The sequence below is a fragment of the Paraburkholderia sp. genome (genome assembly GCF_036488795.1).
GTDB lineage: Bacteria > Pseudomonadota > Gammaproteobacteria > Burkholderiales > Burkholderiaceae > Paraburkholderia.
This window is the reverse complement of sequence record NZ_DASXHA010000061.1, coordinates 90710-113025: the sequence shown is the minus strand read 5'-3', so window position 1 is coordinate 113025 and position 22316 is coordinate 90710. Positions and strand designations below refer to the sequence as shown.

23 protein-coding genes and 1 pseudogene are annotated in these 22316 nt (G+C 63.9%); 16 read left to right on the top strand and 8 right to left on the bottom strand.

The features are described from left to right. The first annotated feature begins 4 nt into the window (after positions 1-4). The 4 genes and pseudogenes from VGH41_RS08120 (at position 5) to VGH41_RS08105 (ending at position 3597) form a co-directional block, all read left to right on the top strand. Positions 5-763 carry a class I SAM-dependent methyltransferase gene (locus tag VGH41_RS08120; protein ID WP_331596851.1) on the top strand — a complete coding sequence of 253 codons (759 nt, stop codon included), beginning with the start codon at positions 5-7 and terminating at the stop codon, positions 761-763. An 87-nt stretch (positions 764-850) separates the two neighbouring features. After that, positions 851-1297, top strand: a pseudogene (locus VGH41_RS08115) (TIGR02594 family protein); the annotation flags it as partial. Positions 1298-1438: 141 nt separating this feature from the next. Further along, positions 1439-1870, top strand: a complete 432-nt coding sequence (locus VGH41_RS08110) for a GNAT family N-acetyltransferase (protein WP_331596910.1) — start codon at positions 1439-1441, stop codon at positions 1868-1870. Positions 1871-2010: 140 nt separating this feature from the next. Further along, positions 2011-3597: a phospholipase D family protein gene (locus tag VGH41_RS08105; protein WP_414696624.1), complete on the top strand. Its 1587-nt coding sequence runs from the start codon at positions 2011-2013 to the stop codon at positions 3595-3597. A 30-nt stretch (positions 3598-3627) separates the two neighbouring features. On the opposite strand, the gene VGH41_RS08100 is transcribed toward VGH41_RS08105, so the two are convergent. Continuing rightward, entirely contained in the window at positions 3628-4209 is a 582-nt protein-coding gene (locus VGH41_RS08100; protein ID WP_331596850.1) for a TetR/AcrR family transcriptional regulator, read from the bottom strand. Positions 4210-4356: 147 nt separating this feature from the next. On the opposite strand from VGH41_RS08100, the gene VGH41_RS08095 reads away from it, so the two are divergent. After that, the gene (locus tag VGH41_RS08095; RefSeq protein WP_331596849.1) at positions 4357-5133 is read left to right on the top strand and encodes an SDR family NAD(P)-dependent oxidoreductase; all 777 of its coding nucleotides are present in this window, start codon (positions 4357-4359) and stop codon (positions 5131-5133) included. 353 nt (positions 5134-5486) lie between these two features. Further along, a complete protein-coding gene (locus VGH41_RS08090; protein WP_331596848.1) occupies positions 5487-7643 on the top strand; it encodes a tetratricopeptide repeat protein in 2157 nt (718 codons plus the stop codon). On the opposite strand, the gene VGH41_RS08085 is transcribed toward VGH41_RS08090, so the two are convergent. From VGH41_RS08085 to VGH41_RS08075, 3 genes are all read right to left on the bottom strand, one after another. Beyond that, complete coding sequence (locus VGH41_RS08085) at positions 7588-8379, bottom strand: class I SAM-dependent methyltransferase (RefSeq protein ID WP_331596847.1); 792 nt, start codon at positions 8377-8379, stop codon at positions 7588-7590. The genes VGH41_RS08090 and VGH41_RS08085 overlap by 56 nt on opposite strands. Positions 8380-8423: 44 nt before the next feature. Beyond that, positions 8424-9191: an SDR family oxidoreductase gene (locus VGH41_RS08080; RefSeq protein ID WP_331596846.1), complete on the bottom strand. Its 768-nt coding sequence runs from the start codon at positions 9189-9191 to the stop codon at positions 8424-8426. A gap of 96 nt (positions 9192-9287) precedes the next feature. Then, positions 9288-9680, bottom strand: coding sequence for a RidA family protein (locus VGH41_RS08075; protein ID WP_331596845.1), 393 nt, complete (start codon positions 9678-9680; stop codon positions 9288-9290). 121 nt (positions 9681-9801) lie between these two features. Between VGH41_RS08075 and VGH41_RS08070 the strand changes: the two genes are divergently transcribed. Then, positions 9802-10203: a VOC family protein gene (locus tag VGH41_RS08070; protein ID WP_331596844.1), complete on the top strand. Its 402-nt coding sequence runs from the start codon at positions 9802-9804 to the stop codon at positions 10201-10203. 29 nt (positions 10204-10232) lie between these two features. Here the strand turns inward: VGH41_RS08070 and VGH41_RS08065 are convergent, their stop codons facing one another. Next, positions 10233-10958, bottom strand: a complete 726-nt coding sequence (locus VGH41_RS08065) for a DeoR/GlpR family DNA-binding transcription regulator (protein ID WP_331596843.1) — start codon at positions 10956-10958, stop codon at positions 10233-10235. Between the two features lie 271 nt (positions 10959-11229). On the opposite strand from VGH41_RS08065, the gene VGH41_RS08060 reads away from it, so the two are divergent. Next, positions 11230-11664 carry a DoxX family protein gene (locus tag VGH41_RS08060; RefSeq protein WP_331596842.1) on the top strand — a complete coding sequence of 145 codons (435 nt, stop codon included), beginning with the start codon at positions 11230-11232 and terminating at the stop codon, positions 11662-11664. Positions 11665-11739: 75 nt separating this feature from the next. Next, positions 11740-12012: a hypothetical protein gene (locus tag VGH41_RS08055; protein WP_331596841.1), complete on the top strand. Its 273-nt coding sequence runs from the start codon at positions 11740-11742 to the stop codon at positions 12010-12012. A gap of 112 nt (positions 12013-12124) precedes the next feature. Here VGH41_RS08055 and VGH41_RS08050 read toward each other — a convergent pair whose 3' ends face one another. Next, a complete protein-coding gene (locus VGH41_RS08050; RefSeq protein ID WP_414696622.1) occupies positions 12125-13642 on the bottom strand; it encodes an MFS transporter in 1518 nt (505 codons plus the stop codon). 186 nt (positions 13643-13828) lie between these two features. Further along, positions 13829-15136 (bottom strand): MFS transporter, encoded by a 1308-nt coding sequence (locus VGH41_RS08045; RefSeq protein WP_331596839.1) that lies wholly within the window; start codon positions 15134-15136, stop codon positions 13829-13831. A gap of 457 nt (positions 15137-15593) precedes the next feature. Between VGH41_RS08045 and VGH41_RS08040 the strand changes: the two genes are divergently transcribed. Further along, positions 15594-16313 (top strand): response regulator transcription factor, encoded by a 720-nt coding sequence (locus VGH41_RS08040; protein ID WP_331596837.1) that lies wholly within the window; start codon positions 15594-15596, stop codon positions 16311-16313. 47 nt (positions 16314-16360) lie between these two features. On the opposite strand, the gene VGH41_RS08035 is transcribed toward VGH41_RS08040, so the two are convergent. Further along, positions 16361-17266 (bottom strand): dihydrodipicolinate synthase family protein, encoded by a 906-nt coding sequence (locus tag VGH41_RS08035; RefSeq protein ID WP_331596836.1) that lies wholly within the window; start codon positions 17264-17266, stop codon positions 16361-16363. 189 nt (positions 17267-17455) lie between these two features. Here VGH41_RS08035 and VGH41_RS08030 point away from each other — a divergent pair, with 189 nt between their 5' ends. The 6 genes from VGH41_RS08030 to VGH41_RS08005 all read left to right on the top strand — a co-directional run bounded on the left by VGH41_RS08030 (position 17456) and on the right by VGH41_RS08005 (position 22303). Beyond that, entirely contained in the window at positions 17456-18400 is a 945-nt protein-coding gene (locus VGH41_RS08030; protein WP_331596835.1) for a 4-hydroxyproline epimerase, read from the top strand. After that, positions 18397-19527 (top strand): FAD-binding oxidoreductase, encoded by a 1131-nt coding sequence (locus VGH41_RS08025; protein ID WP_331596908.1) that lies wholly within the window; start codon positions 18397-18399, stop codon positions 19525-19527. Before VGH41_RS08030 ends, VGH41_RS08025 begins: the two co-directional genes overlap by 4 nt. Then, positions 19520-19786: a (2Fe-2S)-binding protein gene (locus tag VGH41_RS08020; RefSeq protein WP_331596834.1), complete on the top strand. Its 267-nt coding sequence runs from the start codon at positions 19520-19522 to the stop codon at positions 19784-19786. The genes VGH41_RS08025 and VGH41_RS08020 overlap by 8 nt, the downstream gene beginning before the upstream one ends. Then, positions 19786-21081, top strand: a complete 1296-nt coding sequence (locus VGH41_RS08015; protein WP_331596907.1) for an FAD-dependent oxidoreductase — start codon at positions 19786-19788, stop codon at positions 21079-21081. The genes VGH41_RS08020 and VGH41_RS08015 overlap by 1 nt, the downstream gene beginning before the upstream one ends. Positions 21082-21189: 108 nt before the next feature. Next, positions 21190-21957: an AraC family transcriptional regulator gene (locus VGH41_RS08010; RefSeq protein ID WP_331596833.1), complete on the top strand. Its 768-nt coding sequence runs from the start codon at positions 21190-21192 to the stop codon at positions 21955-21957. A gap of 13 nt (positions 21958-21970) precedes the next feature. Further along, positions 21971-22303 carry a hypothetical protein gene (locus tag VGH41_RS08005; protein ID WP_331596906.1) on the top strand — a complete coding sequence of 111 codons (333 nt, stop codon included), beginning with the start codon at positions 21971-21973 and terminating at the stop codon, positions 22301-22303. The last annotated feature ends 13 nt before the right edge of the window (positions 22304-22316 follow it).

Genomic DNA, 22316 nt, shown 5'->3' with positions numbered 1-22316 from the left:
AATCATGTCCAGTCAAATCGACAACCGTTTCCGCTTCTCGACGATTGCACACCGCGATCATGAATATCTGAGCCCATTGTCGTCTGATAAAGCGCTGCAATTGATCCGCAGTCTTTGCGATGGTTTGAATAACGACGATATCGTGCTCGACGCGGGCTGTGGTAAGGCCGCGCTTTTGCGCAAGGCGCTTGAACTGTCTCCGTGCTCCGGGGTCGGCGTCGATATCAATGCGAGCTTTCTTCTTGGCGCACGCGAGGAGTGGCGCGGCGACCCCGGGCGACTGCGCCTCGTCGAGTCTGCCGTGCTGGAGCATCCGAGGCCGCACGAGGCGTATGCGGCCGTGTTGTGCGTGGGATCGGTTCATGCGTTCGGGTCGTTCGACCAGTGTCTGCAAATCTGCTTCGAATGGCTCAAGCCGGGTGGCCGTCTGCTGATTGCCGACGGCTACTGGAAGCAGCCACCGCGCGCTGACTATCTGGCGGCGATCGACGGCACGCATGACGAGTTCGGCACGCACGCGCAAAACGCGGAGCGGGCGCGAGCATGCGGCTATGTCGTGTTGCGCACGGCAACCAGCAGCGATGACGAATGGGACGAGTACGAAGGCAAGTACTCTAATGCGATGATGCGCTACCTTGGCGATCATCCTGATGATCCGGAGGCCGCGGCCTTTAGCGCGCGCATGCAGAACTGGCACATGGCTTACCTCAAGTGGGGACGCTCGACGCTTGGCTTTGGGTATTACCTGTTGATGAAGCCTTAAGCGACTGACGGCGCGGTCTGGCGGCAGACCGCGCCTCAAGATCCCCGGTCTTTACGACAAGCGGCGACGCTAGACACAATACGCACGATGGATGATCCTAAGCACGATCCCGGTTTGAACGAAGTGCCGCGCTGGCTTGCGGTTGCTCGAATTGAAATGGGTGTTGCGCAATATCCGCCTGGCCAGAGCAATCCGCGCATCACGGAATACCACGCGCACACCAACATTCGCGGTTACGACGATAAGGCCTCGTGGTGCTCGTCGTTCGTCAACTGGTGCATGGCGCAGGTGCAGATTGCCGGTACCGCTTCCGCGTTAGCGCGTTCGTGGCTCGAATGGGGGGAGCCGCTTGCGCAGCCTGTTGCCGGCTGCGTGGCCGTGTTGTACCGCGATGAACCGGACAGCTGGAAGGGCCACGTGGGCTTCTTTCTGCATGCTGATGAGCAATCTGTCTATTTGCTGGGCGGCAACCAGCTTGGTTGCGTCTGTGAAAATGCGTATCCGCGTGACTCGGTGCTGGGATATCGCTGGCCAGCGCCGGCTCGCGCGCCGGCGTTCGTCGCCAATCTGGCCACCACCACGCCGTTCGTAGAAATTCGCGAGGCGACGGCGGACGATGCCGAAGCCATCGCGAAGGTTCATGTCCTTTCGTGGCAGGCCGCCTACGACGGGATCATGCCGGCACAATTTCTAAAGGAGTTGTCCGTCGCGGCACGCGCTCAAATGTGGCGGAGGTCGCTTGAAGCGAGGCGTATGCGCGTCCTGCTTGCCTGCGTGGACGATGCAGTCGCGGGGTGGGTTGCATTCGGCGCCTGTCGGGATGCCGACAAGGACAAGCAATGGGCCGAGGTGGAAGCGCTCTACGTGCTACCGTCGATGTGGGGCGAGGGAGTGGGCAAGCGCTTGAGCGACGCGGCACAGCATCTGCTACATGATGCGGGCTATCGGTGCATCGCGCTATGGGTGCTGGCGGAAAATCGGCGAGCAATTGAGTTTTACCGGCGCTGCGGCTTCCTGGAAGACGACTCGAGTGGTTCGCGCAAGACAATCCGCATGGGTGGCGCTGAGCTGACCGAGGTTCGGTATGTGCGCGGCCTGATCGACTAATGACAACCAGCCGCTCGAACAGCGGTTCGACGGCAAAGTGCGGGCGCCTTACAATCGGGTCGGCTGATTACCTTTGAGGCAAGGATGTTTTCAGCTTGTCGAAGGTCACTGGCTATATCCGCCGTGGAGGCCCGCTCATGATGCCTGTGCTGCTTGCCGTCACGCCCCGCGCGACGCGTCGCGCACTCTGCATGCTCGCGGCGTTGCTGGCTTGCGTCTGCATGTGCACGGGATGTGCGCTGCCTTCGCTCGACAATCGCACGCAATCCGTGGCGCTGAGTCGTACGCAAGCCGAGAATACGCAACTCGGCCGCGCGGTGGCCGGTCAGTTGGCCATGCACCCAGGCCTGTCCGGCATCTATCCCCTTCAGGACCCGCATGCGGCCTTCGCAGCACGCGTATTTCTGGCGCGTGCCGCGCAGCGCACGCTGGACGTCCAATACTACATATGGCGCAACGATCTGACCGGCACGCTGCTGCTGGAGGAGCTCCATGCAGCAGCGGACCGTGGCGTTCGCGTGCGTCTCCTGCTGGATGACAACGGCATACCCTCAAGCCTCGATCCGGTGCTGGCGGCGCTTCAGACACATCCGAACATTGAAGTGCGTCTGTTCAACCCGTTTGTCGTCCGCAAACCAAAATCCATTGGATTCCTCACGGATTTTTCTCGTGCCAACCGGCGCATGCACAACAAATCGTTCACGGCGGATGGCACGGCAACGATCTTCGGGGGCCGCAACATCGGTGACGAATACTTCGGCGCGACGGACGGGGTGGTGTTCGCCGACCTCGACGTGCTCGCGATCGGTCCAGCCGCCGATGACGTCGCGCACGACTTCGATCGTTATTGGGCGAGTGCTTCGTCGTATCCGGTAGATCGCATCATTGCGCCGGCCACGCCCGACCAACTTGACGATCTGAAGCGAAAGGCGCTGATAGTTGAGCGTGACCCGGCTGCTGCGGAGTATGTCGCCGCGTTGCGCGATCTGCCGTTCGTGCATCGAATCGCGGAGGGGTCGCTGCCGTTCGAATGGGCGAAGGCGCGCATGGTCAGCGACGATCCCGCGAAGGGCTTGAACCAGGCGCAGTCGGAAACGCTCGTATTGCATCAGCTGCACGATATCCTCGGCGACCCGGTGCACGAGCTGGACCTCGTGTCGCCGTATTTCGTCCCGACCCGTGCCGGTACGCAGTATTTCACGCAGCTCGCGGCGCGCGGCGTCGAAGTACGGGTGCTCACCAATTCGCTCGAAGCAACCGACGTCGCCGCCGTGCATTCCGGTTACGCGAAGCGGCGTGTCGAACTGCTCAAAGGCGGCGTCGAACTTTTCGAGCTACGCCGCTTGCCGGGCACCGACCCGGACAAGGAGGGGCGGGGTGGCCGCTTCGGCAGTTCCGGTTCGAGCTTGCACGCGAAGACTTTTGCGGTGGACGCGAGCCGCGTTTTTGTCGGTTCGTTCAATTTCGATCCACGCTCGGCAAACCTGAACACGGAGCTGGGCTTCATCATCGACAGTCCGCAACTGGCGAGCCAGATCGAAGAGGCGTTCATCAAGCTTGTGCCACGGGTGGCCTACATCGTGCGTCTTGACCAGAACGGCAAGGTCTACTGGCTCGAGCAGGACGGCGACCGGCAGATCCGCTACGACACGGAACCCAATACGAGCTGGTACGGGAGGCTGGGTGTGTGGTTCATGTCGATTCTGCCGATCGAATCGCATCTCTAGTTGCCTCGCGCGATGCGCTGACCCCTCGTGCTACTGCACGACGCTGTCCTGCGCCATCACCAGCGCAAGCGAGCCGGCCAGAATCGATTTCGCCAGCTTGTCGTCGTCCACCGCGCGCGCGAGCGTGACGGCTCCGACGATGGTTGCCACGATCCCCAGCGTCAACTCTTCGTGGTCGCTCGACCGCGCCTGCGCGATGTGCGATGCCAGCTGATGCACATAACGCGTCAGCAGTTCCCGGACTTCGAGGTTCGCATGCCGCGCTTCGCCAGCCAGCGCGCACAGCGCACAGCCGTTGCCCGGATTCTTCAGATGACGGTCGCTCAGGAAACTCTCGGCGATGGACTGCAGCGGCGTGATCTCCCGCTTCTTCGCATCGGCAGCGAGCGCGACCATGCGCTTCTCGCCTTGCACGACCGCATGCTCGAGCGCTTCCAGGATCAACGCGTCGCGTGACGAAAAATGACCGTAAAACGCGCCATGCGTCAGTCCCGCGCTGCGCATGCACTCGGCCACGCCCAGCGCCTCGATACCGTTTTCACGGATTTGCCGCGACGCCGTTTCCAGCACGCGCTGCTTGCTCTCGGCCTTTTGTGCCTGTGAATAGCCCATTTTTTTTGCCCCTTCGCGCTCGCCAACACTTGACAATCTGCATGATGAGAATAATACTGAATTTGTGCATGATGATCAACATGCAGAATTCGGATGCTGAGCTTTGTTTGCGAGCGAGTCTCGCGGCGTACACATAGGAGAAGGATGATGCGTTTCAATGGAAAGACGGTACTTGTGACAGGCGGCAACAGCGGCATTGGCTTCGCCGCGGCGAAACGGTTCATCGCCGAGGGCGCGCGGGTGGCGATCACCGGCCGTGACAAGGCCAAACTGGATCAGGCCGTGGCCGAGCTTGGCGAGAATGCGCTGGGTATTCAGGCGGATCTGGACGACCCGGTGGCGATTGATTCGATGATCAAGCAGATCCAGGAATCGTTCGGCTCGCTCAACGTCGTGTTCGCCAACGCCGGCATTTCCGGCCCGACGCCGCTTGGCAATACCACTGCCGCGGCGTTCGAGGCGATTCTTCGCACCAATCTCACGGCGGTCTTTTTGACGGTTCAGGCAGCGCTGCCCTTGATGAGCGAGGGTGCCTCGGTCGTCCTGAACGGTTCGGTGATGCGCGAGCTGGGCTCGCCGGGTTCAGCAGCTTATTCCGCCACCAAGGCGGGCGTCACGGGTATGGCGAAGGTGTTCGCGTCTGAACTGGTGCAGCGTGGCATTCGCGTGAATACCGTGATTCCGGGCGGCACGCGCACGCCGATCTGGACGCGCGGCGCACGCGAGGGCGCGACCATCGACGGCACGGAGGGCGCACTCGCCTCGCGCATTCCGATGGCGCGCTTTGCGCTGGCCGAAGAGGTGGCTGCGGCCGCGGTGTTCCTCGCATCGGATGATGCGTCGGGAATCACGGCGGCGGAGATCGTCGTCGACGGCGGCTCCATCGGTGCACCGTGGGGCGCGCCGATTTTCCGCGCCGCTTGACGCAACACAGATTCGAACGTGAGATGAGGCGTCGCAAGCACCCCGTAAGGGTGCCGGCTTGCGGCGCCGTTGTGCGTCAGAACCATCATTGCGCTTCGCTGATCGCCGAAATTTTCCGCACACGGTTGCGTCGGGCCGCACTCTGGCGCGATGCGTCGGATTACGATGTCCCGCCGCGCGCCATCCACTGAATAGCGCACTCCAACGCGCGTTTTTCCGCGCTTCACTCCCACCTACGTTGCCGTAACCTTCATCGTGGACGCTTCCGTTTTCGGTCGACGGTCCCTCGCATCCGCTCGGGCAGACGAGGGGATGACTATTTCATCCGACCTGATCCACGTTGAACACACCACATGACACCGGCATCGACGCTTGCGCCTCCCAATCCGCAATTTCATCAGGCGGCGGTTTTGCTCTGTTCGGCCGGGAAATATGAAGAAGCGTTGATCCTGCTACAACTGGTGCTCAAAACTCCTCAGGCGGTCGAAAAGACCGTGCTCGCCGAGACATTGAATGTTGCCGCGGTGTGTGCACTCGGTTTGAAGCGGGCGGTCGAGGCGGAACATTTCTGGCTTGAATCGATCAAGGTGAAGCCGGATTTCGTGGATGGTTACAACAGCCTCGGAATTCTGCTGAAAGGGCTCAACCGACTGCACGAGGCGGAGACGATGTTCCGCGCGGTGGCGTCGATCCGCCCCGATCAGGCGCAGGCTTACAACAATCTGGGCGCGGTGCTGTACGACCTGAAGCGTCTGCACGATGCCGAAGCGGCCTACCGGCAGGCGCTGGCAATCCGCGCTGACTATCCGGAGGCGCATTACAACCTGGGGATCGTGCTGTACGACCAACGCCGCCTGCATGAGGCGGAGGGTGCTTACCGGCAGTCGCTGGCGCTGCGCCCGGCTTGCGCCGAAGCACATAACAACCTCGGCAATGTGCTGAAGGAACTGGATCGACTGCCGGAGGCCGAGGCGGCGTACCGCCAGGCGCTGGTGATCCGTCCTCACTACGCGGAAGCCCTCAACAACCTCGGCAGCGTGCTGAAAAGCTTCAAGCGTCTCGGGGAAGCTGAACTGGCCTGCCGCCTCGCGGTATCGATTCGTCCCGATTACGCCGAGGCCCACAGCAATCTGGGCAGCGTGCTGGGCGACCTGAAACGTCTGCCGGAAGCGGAGGCGTGCTACCGCCAGGCACTGGCACTGCGTCCCGACTACGTCGACGCGCACTACAACCTTGGTATCGTGTTGCACAACATGAAGCGGCACTCCGAGTCGGAGGCGGCGTACCGGCAAGCGCTGGCGCTCAACCCCGCCAGCGTGGAGTCGTACAACAACCTCGGCACCGTGCTGCATGCGCTCGAGCGCTTGCCCGAGTCCGCGGCGGCGTTCCAGCAGGCGCTGGCGCTGCGTCCGGACCTTGCTGTGGCGCATTACAACCTCGGCAATGTGTTCGTCGAACTCGGGCAACTGGCCGAGGCGCAGGCCTCCTTGCACCAAGCTATCGCGTTGCGCCCCGGCTATGAAGACGCGCAGTTTGCACTCGCGATTCTTTTCCTGAGCCTCGGGCGGCTCGCAGAAGGCTGGCGGCTCTACGAATCGCGCTACGAAAAGCCCGAATTCGTCTTCTACAGAACGCGCTCGCTGGTACCTTGCCCGCAGTGGCAAGGACAATCCCTTGCGGGGAAATCCGTGTTGGTCTGGCAGGAAGATGGTCTGGGCGACATGATCCAGTTTGCCCGCTATCTGCCCTTGCTCAAGGCGCAAGGCGTCAAGCGCATGGTCTTTGCCGGGATGACCGGCCTGCATCGCCTGTTCGCTTCGCTGGACGGTGTCGATGCGGTGCTCGATCACGCGGGCGCGCTCGCACAGGCTGCCGGCTTCGATTATTGGGCCAGTCTGATCAGCGCGCCGCTGCATCTGGGGACGAGCACCGTGGAGGCGATTCCGCCGGTTGTTCGTCTGCGGCCTGACCCGGGGCTCGTCGAACAATGGCGGGTGCGACTGGACGCACTGCCGCCTGGTCGAAGAATCGGACTTGTGTGGAAGGGCAACCCGAAGCATCAGAATGATGCGAACCGCTCGCTGCCTTCATTGACGACGCTCGCGCCACTCTGGAGCGTGCCGGGCTGTAACTTCGTGAGCTTGCAAAAAGGGCAGGCCGAAGATGAGGCCCAGTCGCCGCCCGCAGATCAACCGCTGCTGCATCTCGGCTCCGAGGTCACCGATTTTGCCGACACCGCCGCGATCGTCTCGCAACTCGATCTGGTCATTTGCGTCGATACGTCTACCGCGCATCTGGCGGCGTCACTGGGCAAGCCGTGCTGGGTGATGCTGCCGGCGCACTGCGTCGATTGGCGCTGGCTGCGCGAGCGTGCGGACTCGCCGTGGTATCCGGAGACGGTCCGGCTGTTCCGGCGCTCTGCCGACGAAGCCTGGTCCGACGTGATCGAACGGGTCAGGCTGGCGTGTCTGGAGGAATGCGCCGCGCCCGCCGAATCGGATCTTTGTTAGGGACATGGAGATTGGCAGCGGGATGTGAAACGTCCAACTCATCCGGTGTGGGGGAGGCGCGTACGTGTGCGATGAAAATGACGGATGCGGGCCTGGCGGTGTTGGGATTGAGCGGTTCATGCAAGGCATCGAGCGTGAGGCCGCTTGCCTGCAGCAATTCGATCCACGTGTGCAGGGTCCGGAAGTACCAGGGCGGCGCATCGCTGAATGCGTCGCTAAAACCCGCCCACGAGCCGGGGCGCCAGCCATCCACGTAAGGCAGATCGCCGCACGCCGCAAGCGGGTGCAAGGTCTGCACGACCAGCTTGCCGCCCGGCTTGAGCATGGTGGGAACGGCGCGCAGCAGATCGTCCACGGCTTGTTTGCCGAGCAGCGAGAAATTGCAGACCACGGTGTCGGCCTGCAGGGCAAGCTCTCCGGCGGCAATCTGTTCATATGACATCAGCCGGCAGTCGCTCACGCCGGCTTGCCGCGCAGCTTCGACGAGTGTTGCAATCGCGTCGATTCCCGTGACCTCGATGCCGCGCGCGAGCAGCGCAAGCGCCAGCCAGCCTTCGCCGCAGCCGAGATCGATGACCGTTGCCGGCCGGCATGCCAGCACGGCGTCGAGTACCGCGGTATCCGTGACCAGCCGGCGGCTCTCGATCTCGCCGCCACGCACGGCGGAAATCCATGGCTGCGCATTGTGCTGCCAGGATTCGATGATCTTGTCGTCGCTCAGAGGTTCGATGTTCATCTGACTGACTGCGTAAGGCTCTCAATGGCTTGCTTGCGAAGCGCTCAAAGCACGGCCAGCCAGCCGCCGTCGACGTAAATGATCTGGCCGTTCACATAGCTCGACGCTGCCGATGCCAGATACACCGCGGTGCCGACCAGTTCCTCCGGTTTGCCCCAGCGCTGCGACGGGTTGCTGCTTTTGACCCACGCATCGAAGGCCGGGTTGTCGACCAGCGGCTTGTTCATGTCGGTCAGGATGTAGCCCGGACCGATTGCATTGGCCTGGATGTTCGACGACGCCCATTCGGCGCTCATGGCACGCGTGAGCATCTTGATGCCGCCTTTTGCGGCGGTATAGGCGCCGACCGTTGCGCGTGCCGCTTCGCTGGTGAGCGAACCGATGTTGACGATCTTGCCGCCGCTGCCACGGGCGATCATGCGCCTCGCGGCCTGTTTGGCGACGAGAAAGGCACTCGTCAGGTTGGTGTCGATCACGCGCTGCCAGTCGCTCAATTCGAGCTCCACGAGTGGCTTGCGAAACTGAATGCCGGCGTTATTGATCAGGATGTCGATTTGCACGCCATCCTGATCCCACTGCGTGAATGCATCGGCCACGGCCTGTTCGTTCGTCACGTCGAAGGCGCGGCCATGCGCGCCGAGGCCTTTGCTCTGCAGACGCGCGACCGCTTCGGCGACCGTGTCCGCATGCGTGCCGTTCAGCACGACGCTGGCGCCCGCCGCGGCAAGTCCCTCGGCAAGCGCAAAGCCAATGCCTCGCGCCGAGCCGGTCACGAGCGCCGTGCGGCCGCTCAGATCGAATAGCTGTGTCATGCGGGGTTCCTCTTCAGGCGTCAGGTTACTTCTGGTTGCCTCTGCTTGTTTCTGCTTGCCGATCTTCAATGCGCGCCATGCAGGCGCGCAGCGGCGTTACGGCAGCACCGCCGTACATTCGATCTCAAGATCGAACTCATTGGGCCACGACGCGACCGGCACGAAGGTGCGTGCCGGCGGACGGTCGGCAAAGTGCCGTGCGTAGACGCGGTTGATGGCCGCATAGTGGCCGGAGTTCGCCGCGTAGATGCGTACCATCAGCACATCGTCGAGCGACGCGCCCGCGGCTTTGAGGCAATGCGTGAGCGCGACCAGCGAAGCCTCGGTTTGTGTTTCGATATCGCCTTTCACGAGTTTGCCGGTGACGATATCGAATGGCGGAATGCCCGATACGAAGACCTGCCCCGCGCCGGTTGTCACGGGCGACAAGGGCAAACCCATCGCACGCATGGCAGGCGATAGAACCGGGACCTCGACGATCTGCTTCATGATTGCATCTCCAGACGGGTTTTCAGGGTACATTCGATTGTAAAGCGAGCTCCCGGCTTCTCGCTGCGGGCCAGACAAGCTGACCCCGGACCTCTTCCAACCTTACTGACCTGCCACGATCATGAGCTTTTCGTTAGATAGCATCGACCATATCGTTTTGAACGTAGCGGACGTCGAAGCCAGCGCCGCATGGTACGTGCGCGTGCTGGGCATGCAAAGGGTGGATTTCGATTCGCGCTCGGGTACGCGGGTCGCCGTTCACTTCGGCACGCACAAGATCAATCTGCGGCCGCACGATGCCGGCACGCTCGCATGGTTCACCAGTGCGGCACCGGTGCCCGGCAGTGCGGACCTGTGCTTTGTGACCCGCGCGAACCCCGAAGCGGTCAAGGCACACTGGCTGGCCGAAGGGGTGGAGATCGAAGAGGGGCCGGTTGCGCGAGCGGGCGCGCGTGGCCCCATGACTTCGGTGTATTGCCGCGATCCGGACGGCAACCTGATCGAAGTCGCCACGTATCCCTGAACCGCCGGCGCGGGCTGCGGGCGCGAGGCTCACTTGCGCTTGCGCAACTCCTGGCCTTTTTCGGTGATGATCGAATCGAAGTCGTCGACCTGCGAGAAGCGCACGGCCTTGACCACGCCGAACTTGCTGGTATCGACGACCAGGTGCCGTTCAACCGCGCTCGCCATGGCCGCCTGCTTCAAACCGACCTCGTGAAAATTCCAGCACGTCACGCCGCGCGCCTGATCGACGCCGCCCGCCGAAATAAACGCCTTGTTGATGCCCATGCGGCGCAGCACCTCGATGCTTTCTTCTCCCGCAAACGAATCCGATGACGGCACGTAGACGCCCCCCAGCAGAATCATCCGCACGTTGGGTTTGCGCCGCAGGATTTCCGCGACGTTCAGCGAATAGCACACCACGGTGACGTGCCGCTCGGCCGGGATCAGCCGCGCCAGCGTGGCGAGCGTGGTGCCGCAATCGATGAAAAGCGTCTCGTTGTCGGTAATGAGCCGTGCGGCCAGCGCCGATGCCTCTGCCTTGGCCTGCGCGAAATGGTCCTTCTCCTGCTCCAGCGAATAGCCGGCGGTGTTCGGCACGTCGGTGGCGCTGACGATGTAGCCGCCGAGGTAGGTGAATTGCCCCGGACTCGCGGCGACGTCACGGCGCACCGTCATTTCCGACACGCCCAGCAGCGCGGCGGCGTCGCGCAGGCGCATCACGTTTTGTCTTGCCAGCGCGTCAGCGAGCGCGCGGAGGCGGTCAGTTTTCAGCATGGAAGTCTCGGGCCCGTGATGCGAAGATCCGTTAGGTTTTTTTCGAATTCGTGAAAGGATTATAACAAGCGCGGACGTGCGCGGCGAGTCGTCGCAGGGGGTTTTAGCGGTTTGCGAAGGGAGAGAAATTGACTTGAAGAGGTACTGGCGAGGCGCGTTTTTGCTTGGAAAAGCGCGCCAATCCACATATTCTGACAGACAACGTCCGGGAACTGACAGCGCGGCCGCCGGTCTGTCACTTGTTTGACCACCCTAACAGGAGCTTCCTCTCATGACGCGTCCCGTCGATTCCGGCGTAATTTTCCTCGCACGCATTGCGCTGGCCGTATTGTTCCTCTGGGGCGGCGTAATGAAACTGGCGGGCTACGCGGGTTTCGTCGGATATCTGCAAGGCAGGGGCGTGCCGTTCGTGCAGATCGCGGCGCCTCTGGCGACAGCGGTCGAGGTGCTGGGCGGCCTGTTTCTGATCGTGGGTTTCAAGATTCGCCCGCTCGCGCTCGTGATGGCGGTGTACGCGGTAGCCACGGCGATCCTCGGGCACGATTTCTGGAACACGACGGATCCCGTCATGCAGCACGATATGGTGATTCACTTCTGGAAGAACATTGGTCTGGCGGGCGGCTTCCTGCTGCTATTCGTGACAGGCGCGGGCCGTATCAGTATCGACGGGGCGCGTACGCCGCGGGGAGGCCTGAGTTCTTATTGAGTGGTGGCGAGGGGGCGCGTGATCGACATGCGCTTGCAAGCGTTTTCGAATCGGGCTGTCTGCAAGGAGTCGACAATGATTCAAAGCTTTGAGCAAACGATCGGTGGCAATCCCATGCAGTTTTGCGCGAGTCTCGGCGAAGGTCCGACGCCGCATCGTGTGATCATCAGCCGCGCCGATTCGGCGGAGACGCTCGTGATCCTCGACGCGTCCGGATTCATCAGTGCGATCAAGGCCGAGATCGAAGACCCCGAGAAGCTGATCGCGAATGCAATCAGCAAGGTGCGCAACGAAGGACTGATCGAACGCGCGCTCGATACCGGCACGATTCAGGAGACCGCGCTGTAGCGCCGGATGACCGGCGTCGTGCGGCCGCTGTTTTTGCGGCTCGAAAGCACAACACCCACGCTACGCAGGCAGCGTGGGTGTTGTGCGTTTTGCGGGCTGCAAGCAGGCGTGATCAACCGCGTCTGCCCGAATGTGCGGAGTGCATGGGTGCGGCATTAGCGTGGGTGTCGTCGGATGCCTGCTGCGCATGCGCTTGCGGATGAACCAGCCACGCCAGCACGATGCCCGCCACCAGCAGTCCCGCGGAGATCGCCGTGGCGGCCTGCATGCCGTTCACGATATGCGCGGCGCCTGCACCGCTCACCAGCGCGCCATAGGCGGCCACGCCCACCGCGCCACCCGCCTGACGGGCCGTATTCAACACGGCCGACGCCGTCCCGGCACGCTGCCTGTCAACCGACGCGAGCACAGCCGTCGTCATGGCCGGCACCGCGAGACCCATGCCGGACGGAATCAGCAGAAACGGCAGCAGCAGCCCTGCCAGCGGTGTGGTCGCGTCGACGAGGCACAGCAGAGCGTAGCCTGATGCGCCGGTGATCGCGCCTATGATCATCGGCACGCGCGCGCCGTAGCGCCCCACCACCCAGCCGCTTGCCACATTCGAGATCAGGAAGCCGCCCGTCAGCGGCAGGAATGCGAGGCCCGCCTGCAATGGCGTGTAGCCGCGCACCCGCTGCAGATACAGACTGATCACGAACACCATGCCGTAGTAGCTCAGGTTGACGCAAACGCCGAACAGCACGGCGGCGCTGAAGGTCCGTTTGCCGAACAGGCCAGGCGGCAGCATGGGCGCGGCGACGCGCGACTCGGTCATCACGAATGCGATGGCGGCGATCAGTGCCAGGACAAATCCGCCTGCTACCAGCGGATGAGTCAGTCCCAGCGGACGGCATTCGATCACCGCGCCGGTGAACGCGGTCAGCGTGACGACGGCGAGACATTGTCCGGGCAGGTCGATGCCGCGCGGGCGGGCGCCTGGCGTCTTGTCCTGTGCTTGTGCTTGTGCTTGCCTCTGCGTTTGCGTTTGCGGCACCCAGAAGAGGGTGGCAAGCAGTCCCGCCGCGCACAGCGGCAGATTGACGAGGAAGATGCTGCGCCAGCCGAACGCCGCGATCAGCATGCCGCCGACCACCGGCCCCGCCGCAATGGAAATGGCGCCCGCGGCGGTCCATAGGCCGACTGCACGGGCGCGCAGTTTCGGATCGTGGCCGCAGGCCTGATTGAGCAGCGCGAGCGAATTGGGCAGCATCGCGGCCGCGCCGATGCCCTGCACGGCGCGGGCGGCGACCAGCATGGTCGAATCGAGCGCGAGACCGCACGCGAGCGACGCCAGCGCGAACACCGCAATGCCGGCCGCGTACAGACGCCGTGTGCCGAGCCGGTCACCCAGCACGCCCGCTGACAGCATCAGTACGGCGAAGGCGAGCGTGTAGGCGTCGACGATCCATTGCAGGCCGGCGACATTCGCATGCAGCTCCGCGCCGATGTTGGCGAGCGCAATATTGACGATGGTGACGTCGAGCTGCGTGACGACGAACCCGATGCTGACCGTCGCGACGATGCGCGCGAGCGGACGCGTGAACGGGGTCTTGGGGGCGAGGGGAGTCAGGGCGGATTTCATACGGAACATCGTAGCGCGCGCCTGCCACGCGACGTTTCGATGTGGCCTGAACTGTCGATGCAGGGAGCGTCCTGACCGAGGCCGTGCAGCGCGGGGAGACCGGGCAAAACCGTTGTGCAGCATGCCGTGTGCCCGGCCGCGCGCCGGGCACCGTGAAAATGCCACTTCGCGCGGCCTGGTGCCCCCTGACGCCGCCTAGTGGCTGGCAGTCGGCGCGTCCTTGATCAGGAACGTCGTGGCCGCGCCGAGCAGGCAGATCACGCCCACGTAAAGCACGGGTGCCAGCGGATTGGTCTTCAGCATCAGCGCAACGATGATGGGGGTGAGCCCGCCGAACACCGCGTAGGCGACGTTGTACGAGAACGAGATGCCGGAAAAGCGCACGGTCGCCGGGAACGCCTTGACCATCACGAACGGCACGACGCCGACCACGCCGACGAGGAAACCCGTCACCGCATAGAGCGGCAGCAGTTTCGCGGCATCGACAGCAAGCTGCTGGAACATCACGTAGTACGACACCGCCAGTGCAAGGCCGCCGATAAAGAGCGTGCGCCCCGCGCCGATGCGTCCCGCGATCGAGCCGGACACGACGCAGCCCGCCGACAGGCACAGCGTGGCCACGCTGTTCGCCAGCAGCGCCGTTGCCGGGGCGATGTGAAACTGCTTTTGCACCAGCGTGGGCGTCATCAGGATCACGACGACGATGGCGGCGGACAGCATCCAGGTCAGCAGCATCGACACCAGCACGGCGCGGCGATGGTCGCGCAGCACCGCTTTCAGCGGAATCTCCGCCGCGAGCGACTTGCGCTGCTGCAGTTCGGCAAACACCGGCGTTTCATGCAGCCAGCGGCGCAGATAAACCGAGAACATGCCGAACACGCCACCCAGCAGAAACGGCAGGCGCCAGGCGAAGGCGGTGATCTCGGCCGGCGCAAAGTGGCGGTTCACGCCGGAGGCAACCAGCGAACCGAGCAGGATGCCCACCGTCAGCCCCGCAGTGAGCGTGCCGCACGCATAGCCGATGTGCCGCGGCGGCACGTGCTCGGAGACGAACACCCACGCGCCCGGCACTTCGCCGCCCACCGCCGCGCCTTGCAGTACGCGCAAGACCAGCAGCAACACCGGCGCCAGCAGGCCGATGCTGGCGTAGGTGGGCAGCAGGCCCATCAGCAGCGTGGGCACGGACATCAACAGCACGCTGAGCGTGAACATCCGCTTGCGGCCGACCAGATCGCCGAAGTGCGCCATGATGATGCCGCCGAGCGGTCGCGCCAGATAGCCCGCCGCGAAGATGCCGAAGGTCTGCAACTGGCGTAGCCAGTCGGGAATGGAATGCGGGAAGAATAATTGTCCGATCGCCGGCGCGAAGAACACGAAGATGATGAAGTCGTAAAACTCCAGCGCGCCGCCGAGTGCCGCGAGGGCGAGCGTTTTGTAGTCGCTCGCACCAAGGGAGCGGGTGGCCGCGGCCGGCTGTGCTCTACCCAGATTCGTTGCTTGCATTGCAATGTCTTTGCTTGAATTGAAAGCCACGCACGGCGCGTGGACGTGCATGGGCGCGGCGGTCGTCGCACGAGACGTGTGGGGCGCCAGGTAGAGCACGGAACACGGACACGCACACCGGGATAAGGCATGCGCGAGGACGATTTTGACCAAGCTCAGATCTTACAGGAGGACGGTTAAAGCCGCTGGAAGTGCTTAATTAGATTGAACAAGTTCGCGGATCGGGCGGCCCCGCGCGAGCCGCCGCAGGCTGGCGCAGGCTGGCGCGACGGACCGGATCGCACGCCGCATGCACGCACTCCAGCGCCCGCAACAGGAGTGTCGACGACGGGAGTCGGAACGCAGCGCGCGTCTGTCGGAGGATGTCGATTGGCGGCTAATTTAGGACTGTTCCTATGTGCGGGAGGCAGGGCCAAACACAGAATCGCGTCCGACCCATCAGTTGAGAGCGTTTCCCATGCGTATTGCCATCCTTCAGCGCGACCCCTTGCAGCGTCAGACAATCGAAAGAATTCTGATACAGGCGAGTCATAGCTGCGTGAGCTACGACGACGGTCTGAGCATGTCGAAGGCGCTCGCGCGTTCGACCGTCGATCTTCTGGTGCTCGACTGGCACGGCGTGCGCCTGTCTGGCGCCGATGTGCTGAAGGCGGTGCGGGCCGTGGGTGGCGACCGTCTGCCGGTCATGTTCGCGTCAAACGACGGCACCGAGGAGAGCGCGGTGCGCGCCTTCTGCGCCGGCGCCGACGACTACGTGACCTTGCCCGTGCGTCCCGCCGAATTCCGCGAGCGCGTCGCGGCGCTGTTGCGGCGTGCGTATCCGGAGCGCTATGGCGCGGCGAGCTTCGACGTCGGGCCATACCACTTCGATACGACTCGCCAGATCGTCACGCTGCGCGGCGAGCCGGTCCAGTTGTCCGGCACACAATACCGGCTGGCGTCGCTGTTCTTTGCGAACATCGGCCGCGTGCTGTCGCGCGATCACATCTTCGCGATGGTGTGGGGGCGCGAGTTCCGCGAGTTCACGCGCACCATCGACAGTCACGTGTCGCGCCTGCGTCTTTTGCTCGAGATCGATCAGGGAAACGGCTTTCGTCTGCAGCCGGTCTACAAGAGTGGCTACCGGCTGTTGAGTCTGCATCAGGGCGACGCCACGCAGGAAAAGGCGGCGGCCTGAGCTGTTTTGCGACCGCTTTCCTGCCGCCTGGCCGCCCCCGTTGAGGCTTACAGCGCGGGCAGCGCAGGACGCGTTTCCAGCGAGCGGCGAATCAAGGCTTCGACCGCCTTGCGTTCCTCGCCGGCGAGCGGCAGGCGCGGCGGCCGCACCGGTTCCGTGCCGAGCCCTACCATCGCTTCGGCCAGCTTGATGTTCTGGACCAGCTTCGGCGAAACATCCAGTGCCAGCAACGGCGCAAACCAGCGGTAAATGGCGCGCGCTTCTTCGAGGCGCCCCGCCTTGACCAGCTTGTAGATCGCCACGGTCTCCTGCGGAAACGCGCAGACGAGACCGGCCACCCAGCCGTGTGCGCCCATCAGCATGGCTTCCATTGCCAGATTGTCGACGCCGCACAGAATCGCGAAGCGCTCGCCCACCACATTGATCAGATCGGTCACCCGGCGCACGTCGCCGCACGATTCCTTGATCGCGACGATCTTCTTCTCATCGGCGATTTCGGCGAACATCTCCGGCGTCATGTCGACGCCGTACGCGAGCGGGTTGTTGTAAATCATCAGCGGCAACGTGCTCGCATTCGCCACCGTGCGGAAATGATGCAGCGTCTCACGCCGGTCCGACAGATAGCGCAGCCCCGGTAACACCATATAGCCGGCCGCGCCGTGCTTGGCGCCTGCTTCGGCCTGGCGGGAGGCGTCGAGCGTGCTGTTTTCAGCGATGGTCAGCAGCACCGGCACGCGGCCGCGCGAGGCGTCGACGGCAATGTCGAGCACGTCCAGCTTTTCGTCGAGCGACAGCGTGGACGCTTCCCCGAGCGACCCGCACACGATGATGCCGTCCACGCCCGCGTCGATCTGGGCTTCGATATTCTTGCCGGTCCACGTGCGGTCTATGCTGAAATCCGCGTTGAACTTGGTGGTGACTGCAGGCCATACGCCTTCCCAGATGTGCGCCACGACTGCTCTCCTGACTGTGATGAATGGTCCGTAGTGTAGGCAGCGAAAATGCCGCCGTCTTGCGCGATTCGCGCGTGCGGAATGACGATTTCAGCACAGCGGACGGACAACCACTGCTATGCCGAAATCGTCACAATCCGCGCGTAACCCCGTCAAGACGCCTGGGGACGGCGTTTCTAACATGACGTCATGAAAACCCTCAACGTGATTGATTCGCACACCGGCGGTGAACCGACCCGTCTGGTTGTGTCCGGTGGCCCGGAGCTCGGCAGCGGCACGCTGGCCGAGCGCCTCGAAGTGTTTCGCACGCGCTTCGACGACTGGCGCGCGGGCATCGTCACGGAGCCGCGCGGCTCGGACGTCGTGGTCGGCGCGCTTCTGTGCGAGCCCGACGATCCGCAGGCCGCGGCAGGTGTGATCTTCTTCAACAACGTCGGCTATCTGGGCATGTGCGGGCACGGCACGATCGGCCTGATGGTGTCGCTTGCCCATATGGGGCGCATCGGGCCGGGACAGCATCGGATCGAGACGCCGGTCGGCAACGTCGAGGCCACGCTCAACCCGGACGGCAGTGTCTCCGTGCGCAACGTGCCGTCTTATCGCTATCGCAAGGCGGTGCGCGTCGATGTACCCGGTTACGGTTCTCTGACCGGCGATATCGCGTGGGGCGGCAACTGGTTTTTCCTTGTCGCGGATCACGGCCGCACGCTCGAGCCGGCGCAGATCGCGCCGCTGACCGAGTTTGCCGGCGCGATCCGCGACGCATTGATCGCGCAGCAGATCACCGGTGCGGACGGCGCGCTGATCGACCATATCGAACTGTTTGCGCCAGGCTCGCGCGAAGGCATCGACAGCCGCAGTTTCGTGCTGTGTCCGGGCAACGCCTATGACCGATCACCGTGCGGCACCGGTACGAGCGCCAAAGTGGCGTGCCTTGCCGCCGACGGCAAACTCGCGCAAGGCGAACTCTGGCGGCAGGAGAGCATTATCGGCAGCGTGTTCGAAGCGTCCTATCAACGCGGCGACGCTGGAACCGTGGTGCCGACCATCACCGGTCACGCGCACATCATGGCCGAAGGACGCTTGTGCTTCGACGAGCGCGATCCCTTCGCATGGGGCTTGCGCACGGCATGACGGCGGATGCAGTCATCGTGGGTGCGGGCATTGTCGGCGCGGCGTGTGCGGCCGAACTGGCCGCGCGCGGCATGCGGGTCGAGGTGGTGGACGCGCACGGGATCGGCGGCGGCGCGACGGCTGCGGGCATGGGGCACATCGTCGTGATGAACGACTCGCCCGCCGAGTTCGCGCTGAGCGCGTATTCGCGCGACCTGTGGCTCGCACTCGCGCCGCAACTGCGCGCGCGCGACGCCTTCGCGCGTTGCGGCACGCTGTGGGTCGCCACCGACACCGAGGAGTGCGATGCGGCACTCGCCATGCAGGCCGCATTTGCTGCGCGAGGTATTGCCGCGCAATGGCTCGATCGCGCCGCGTTGCGGTCCTGCGAACCCGCACTAGCGCCAGACATGGCGGGCGGCTTGCGGATCGAACACGACAGCATTGTCTACGCGCCGGGCGTCGCCGAATGGTTGCTCGCGCAATCGCCTGCGGCATCGAGCATACGCTTGCGGCTCGGCATGGAGGTTCGAAGCGTCGCGGCCCATGGCGTGACGCTCGCAAACGGCGAGCGTGTCAGCGCAGCGCATGTGATCGTGGCGAACGGTCTCGGCGCGCATCAGCTCGTGCCGTCTTTGCCGTTGCAGCCGAAGAAGGGTCATCTGCTGATTACGGATCGCTATCCCGGGATGATCCGGCATCAACTGCTCGAACTGGGCTATATCAAGAGCGCGCATCATGCGACGGGCACTTCCGTGGCGTTCAACGCGCAGCCGAGGCCAACCGGCCAGCTGCTGATCGGCTCGTCGCGCCAGTTCGTCACGACCGATCCAACGGTCGAGATGCCCGTGCTGGCGCACATGTTGCAGCGGGCCGCGCGCTATCTGCCCGCTTTACCGGCGCTCAACGGGATTCGCGCCTGGACCGGCTTTCGCGCGGCGTCGCCGGATGGCTTGCCGTTGATCGGCCGTCTCGATGACGCGGCGACACCAGGTGTCTGGGTCGCCGTGGGTCACGAAGGGCTGGGCGTCACCACGTCGCTGGCCACGGCGAAACTGCTTGCCGCGCAGATCGTCGCGGAGCCCGCGCCCATCCCGCTAACGCCTTATTTGCCGCAACGTTTTACGCAGGGAATCTGCCATGTCTAGTCGCGGCGCGAGTGCCCTGATCCACGTCATCGTGGATGGCCGCAGCGTGGAGGTTCGAGCCGGCACGACCGTGGCGGCCGCCCTGGCGATGCACGGCCTGGGCGGCACCCGCACGTCGGTGAGCGGCGAGTCGCGCACCGCATTGTGCGGCATGGGCGTCTGCCAGGAATGCCGCGTGACGATCGACGGACGCGCTCATGTGCTTGCATGCCAGACGCTGTGCCACGACGGTCAGACCATTCAGACGACAGCGCCATGATCGGCGAACACTATGACGTCGTCGTGGTCGGCGCGGGGCCGGCCGGTTTGCATGCCGCGCGTGCGGCGGCGCAAGCGGGCAAGCGGATTGCGGTGCTGGACGACAACCCGCGCGTGGGCGGCCAGGTTTGGCGTCATGGCCCCGGGCACGCACCACCTGCACCGCTGTGCGATCTCCACGAGGCGCTGCGAACTGCACACAACGTGACACTGTGGTCGTCAGTGCGGGTGATCGCGCCGTTGAGCGGGCGCGGCTTGCTGCTCGAGTCTTCCGGGCACGGCGGCTTCCAGCTCAGCTACGACCAGTTGATTCTCGCAACCGGCGCACGCGAGCGCCTGTTGCCGTTCACCGGCTGGACGCTACCCGGCGTGACCGGTGCCGGTGGTCTGCAAGCGTTGATCAAAGGCGGTACGCCGGTGCGCGACGAGCGCATTGTGATTGCCGGCAGCGGTCCGTTATTACTGGCCGCGCTCGCGACTGCGCGGGCGGCGGGCGCTCAGGTCGTGGCGGTCGTCGAGCAGGCGTCGGCATTCGCGGTGACGCGCTTTGCTGCATCGCTCGTGAGCACGCCATCGAAGCTGCTTCAGGCCGCGCGCCTGACGCGCGGTTTCGCCGGCTTGCACTACTGGACCAGCAGCGTGGTGCGCGAGGCGCGTGGTGCTGGCCGCGTCGAAGCAGTATCCATCGCGCGCGGCGCTCGGACTGTGACGTTGCCATGCGATCGCATTGCCTGCGGCTATGGTCTGGTGCCGAACCTCACGCTGGCGCAAGCGTTCGGCTGCGCGATCAGCGAGAACGGGGCGGTCACGGTGGATGACGCGCAGCGCACGTCGGTAGACGGCGTGCTCGCGGCCGGCGAGTGCACGGGTATCGGCGGGATGGAGCTGGCGCGCATCGAAGGAGAAATAGCAGGCTGGACGGCTAGCGGGGTCACGCAAGATCTGCGGACGTTGCGCACACAACAGGCACAGCGTGCGCGCTGGCGACACTTCGCTCAACGCGTGGAGAGCGCTTTCAGCCTGGGCGATGCCGCCCGCGCGCTACCTTCGGACGACACGCTGCTGTGCCGTTGCGAAGACGTCACGCTCGGCGAGGTGCGCGTCCACGGCGACTGGCGCGATGCCAAGCTGCACACGCGTTGCGGCATGGGCGCATGCCAGGGACGTATTTGCGGCACAGCGGCCGGCACCTGGTTCGGCTGGCCGATGGCGCAGCCGCGTCCGCCGTTTCAGCCGGCGCAAATCGGTACGCTGATGATGGCAGCTTCCGTGCAGGAAGCGGAGCAGCCGGAATGAGCCCCGCAATACGTCCACGGCGAGGCCCGGCTGATTTTTTGCCGCGCAGCCCGCGGCCCTATAATCGAGCGCACAAGACCACTGCATCGGATGCACGGGACACGCAAGATGAACACGCTGGCTCACCCGCTCGACCCGGCCGACACCGCCTTAAGCGGCATGCTCTCGCATTTCACGCTGCTGGAGCCGGTCTTCGACGCAATGCCGGACGTCGTCTTCTTCGTCAAGGACACCCAGGCGCGCTACGCGCTGGTGAATCGCACGCTCGCTTCACGCTGCGGCTACAAGGACAAGACAGCGCTGCTCGGCAAGACTGCCGAAGATGTGTTCCCGCGCCGCTTCGGCCGCATCTATACCGCGCAGGACAAGGCCATCATCCGCGTCGGCAACCAGATGGTCGATCAACTGGAACTGCATCTCTATCCCGGCCGGCAGCCGGGCTGGTGTCTCACCTGCAAGCAGCCGCTGCGCGATCCGGCGGGGCAAATGGTGGGGCTCGCCGGTATTTCGCGTGATCTGAAAGCGGACGAGGGCAGTCATCCCGCCTATAGCCGGCTTGCCACGGTCGTGCAATACATCCAGGACAACTACGTGCAGCCGCTCAACCTGAAGCAACTGGCGGCAATGGCGGATATGTCAGTCGCGCAGCTCGAGCGCTATTTTCACAAGGTGTTCCATCTGACGCCGCGTCAGGTGCTGCTCAAGACACGGCTGGATGCCGCCACTGCGTTGCTGGTGTCGCACGACAAGGTGACCGATGTGGCCGCGTTGTGCGGCTATACGGACCACAGCGCCTTCACGCGGCAATTCAAGGCGACCGTCGGCATCACGCCCACGGAGTACCGCATGCTGCTGCATGGAACCGCGCACAGCTGATCGCTCGCAGCACATGGGCCGCCGTCCGCGTCATCACTATTACGTTTATGTCGTCGCGTTGTCCGACACAGTATGGAACGAGGCGCGCTTTCGCCGCGCGAATCCGGATTACCGGTTCGACAAGCCGTGCGTGTATGTGGGGATGACAGGACTGGATCCGGACCTGCGCTTCGACCGGCATAAGGCCGACATTCAGGCCAACCGCTTCGTGCGCGACTACGGATTACATTTGATGCCGGAGTTGTATGACGTGTTCAATCCGATGCCTTACGACGGAGCGCGGGACATGGAAGTGGAACTGGCAATCGGACTGCGTGAAGCCGGTTACGCTGTCTGGCAGGCGTAAGGTTCACATTTCG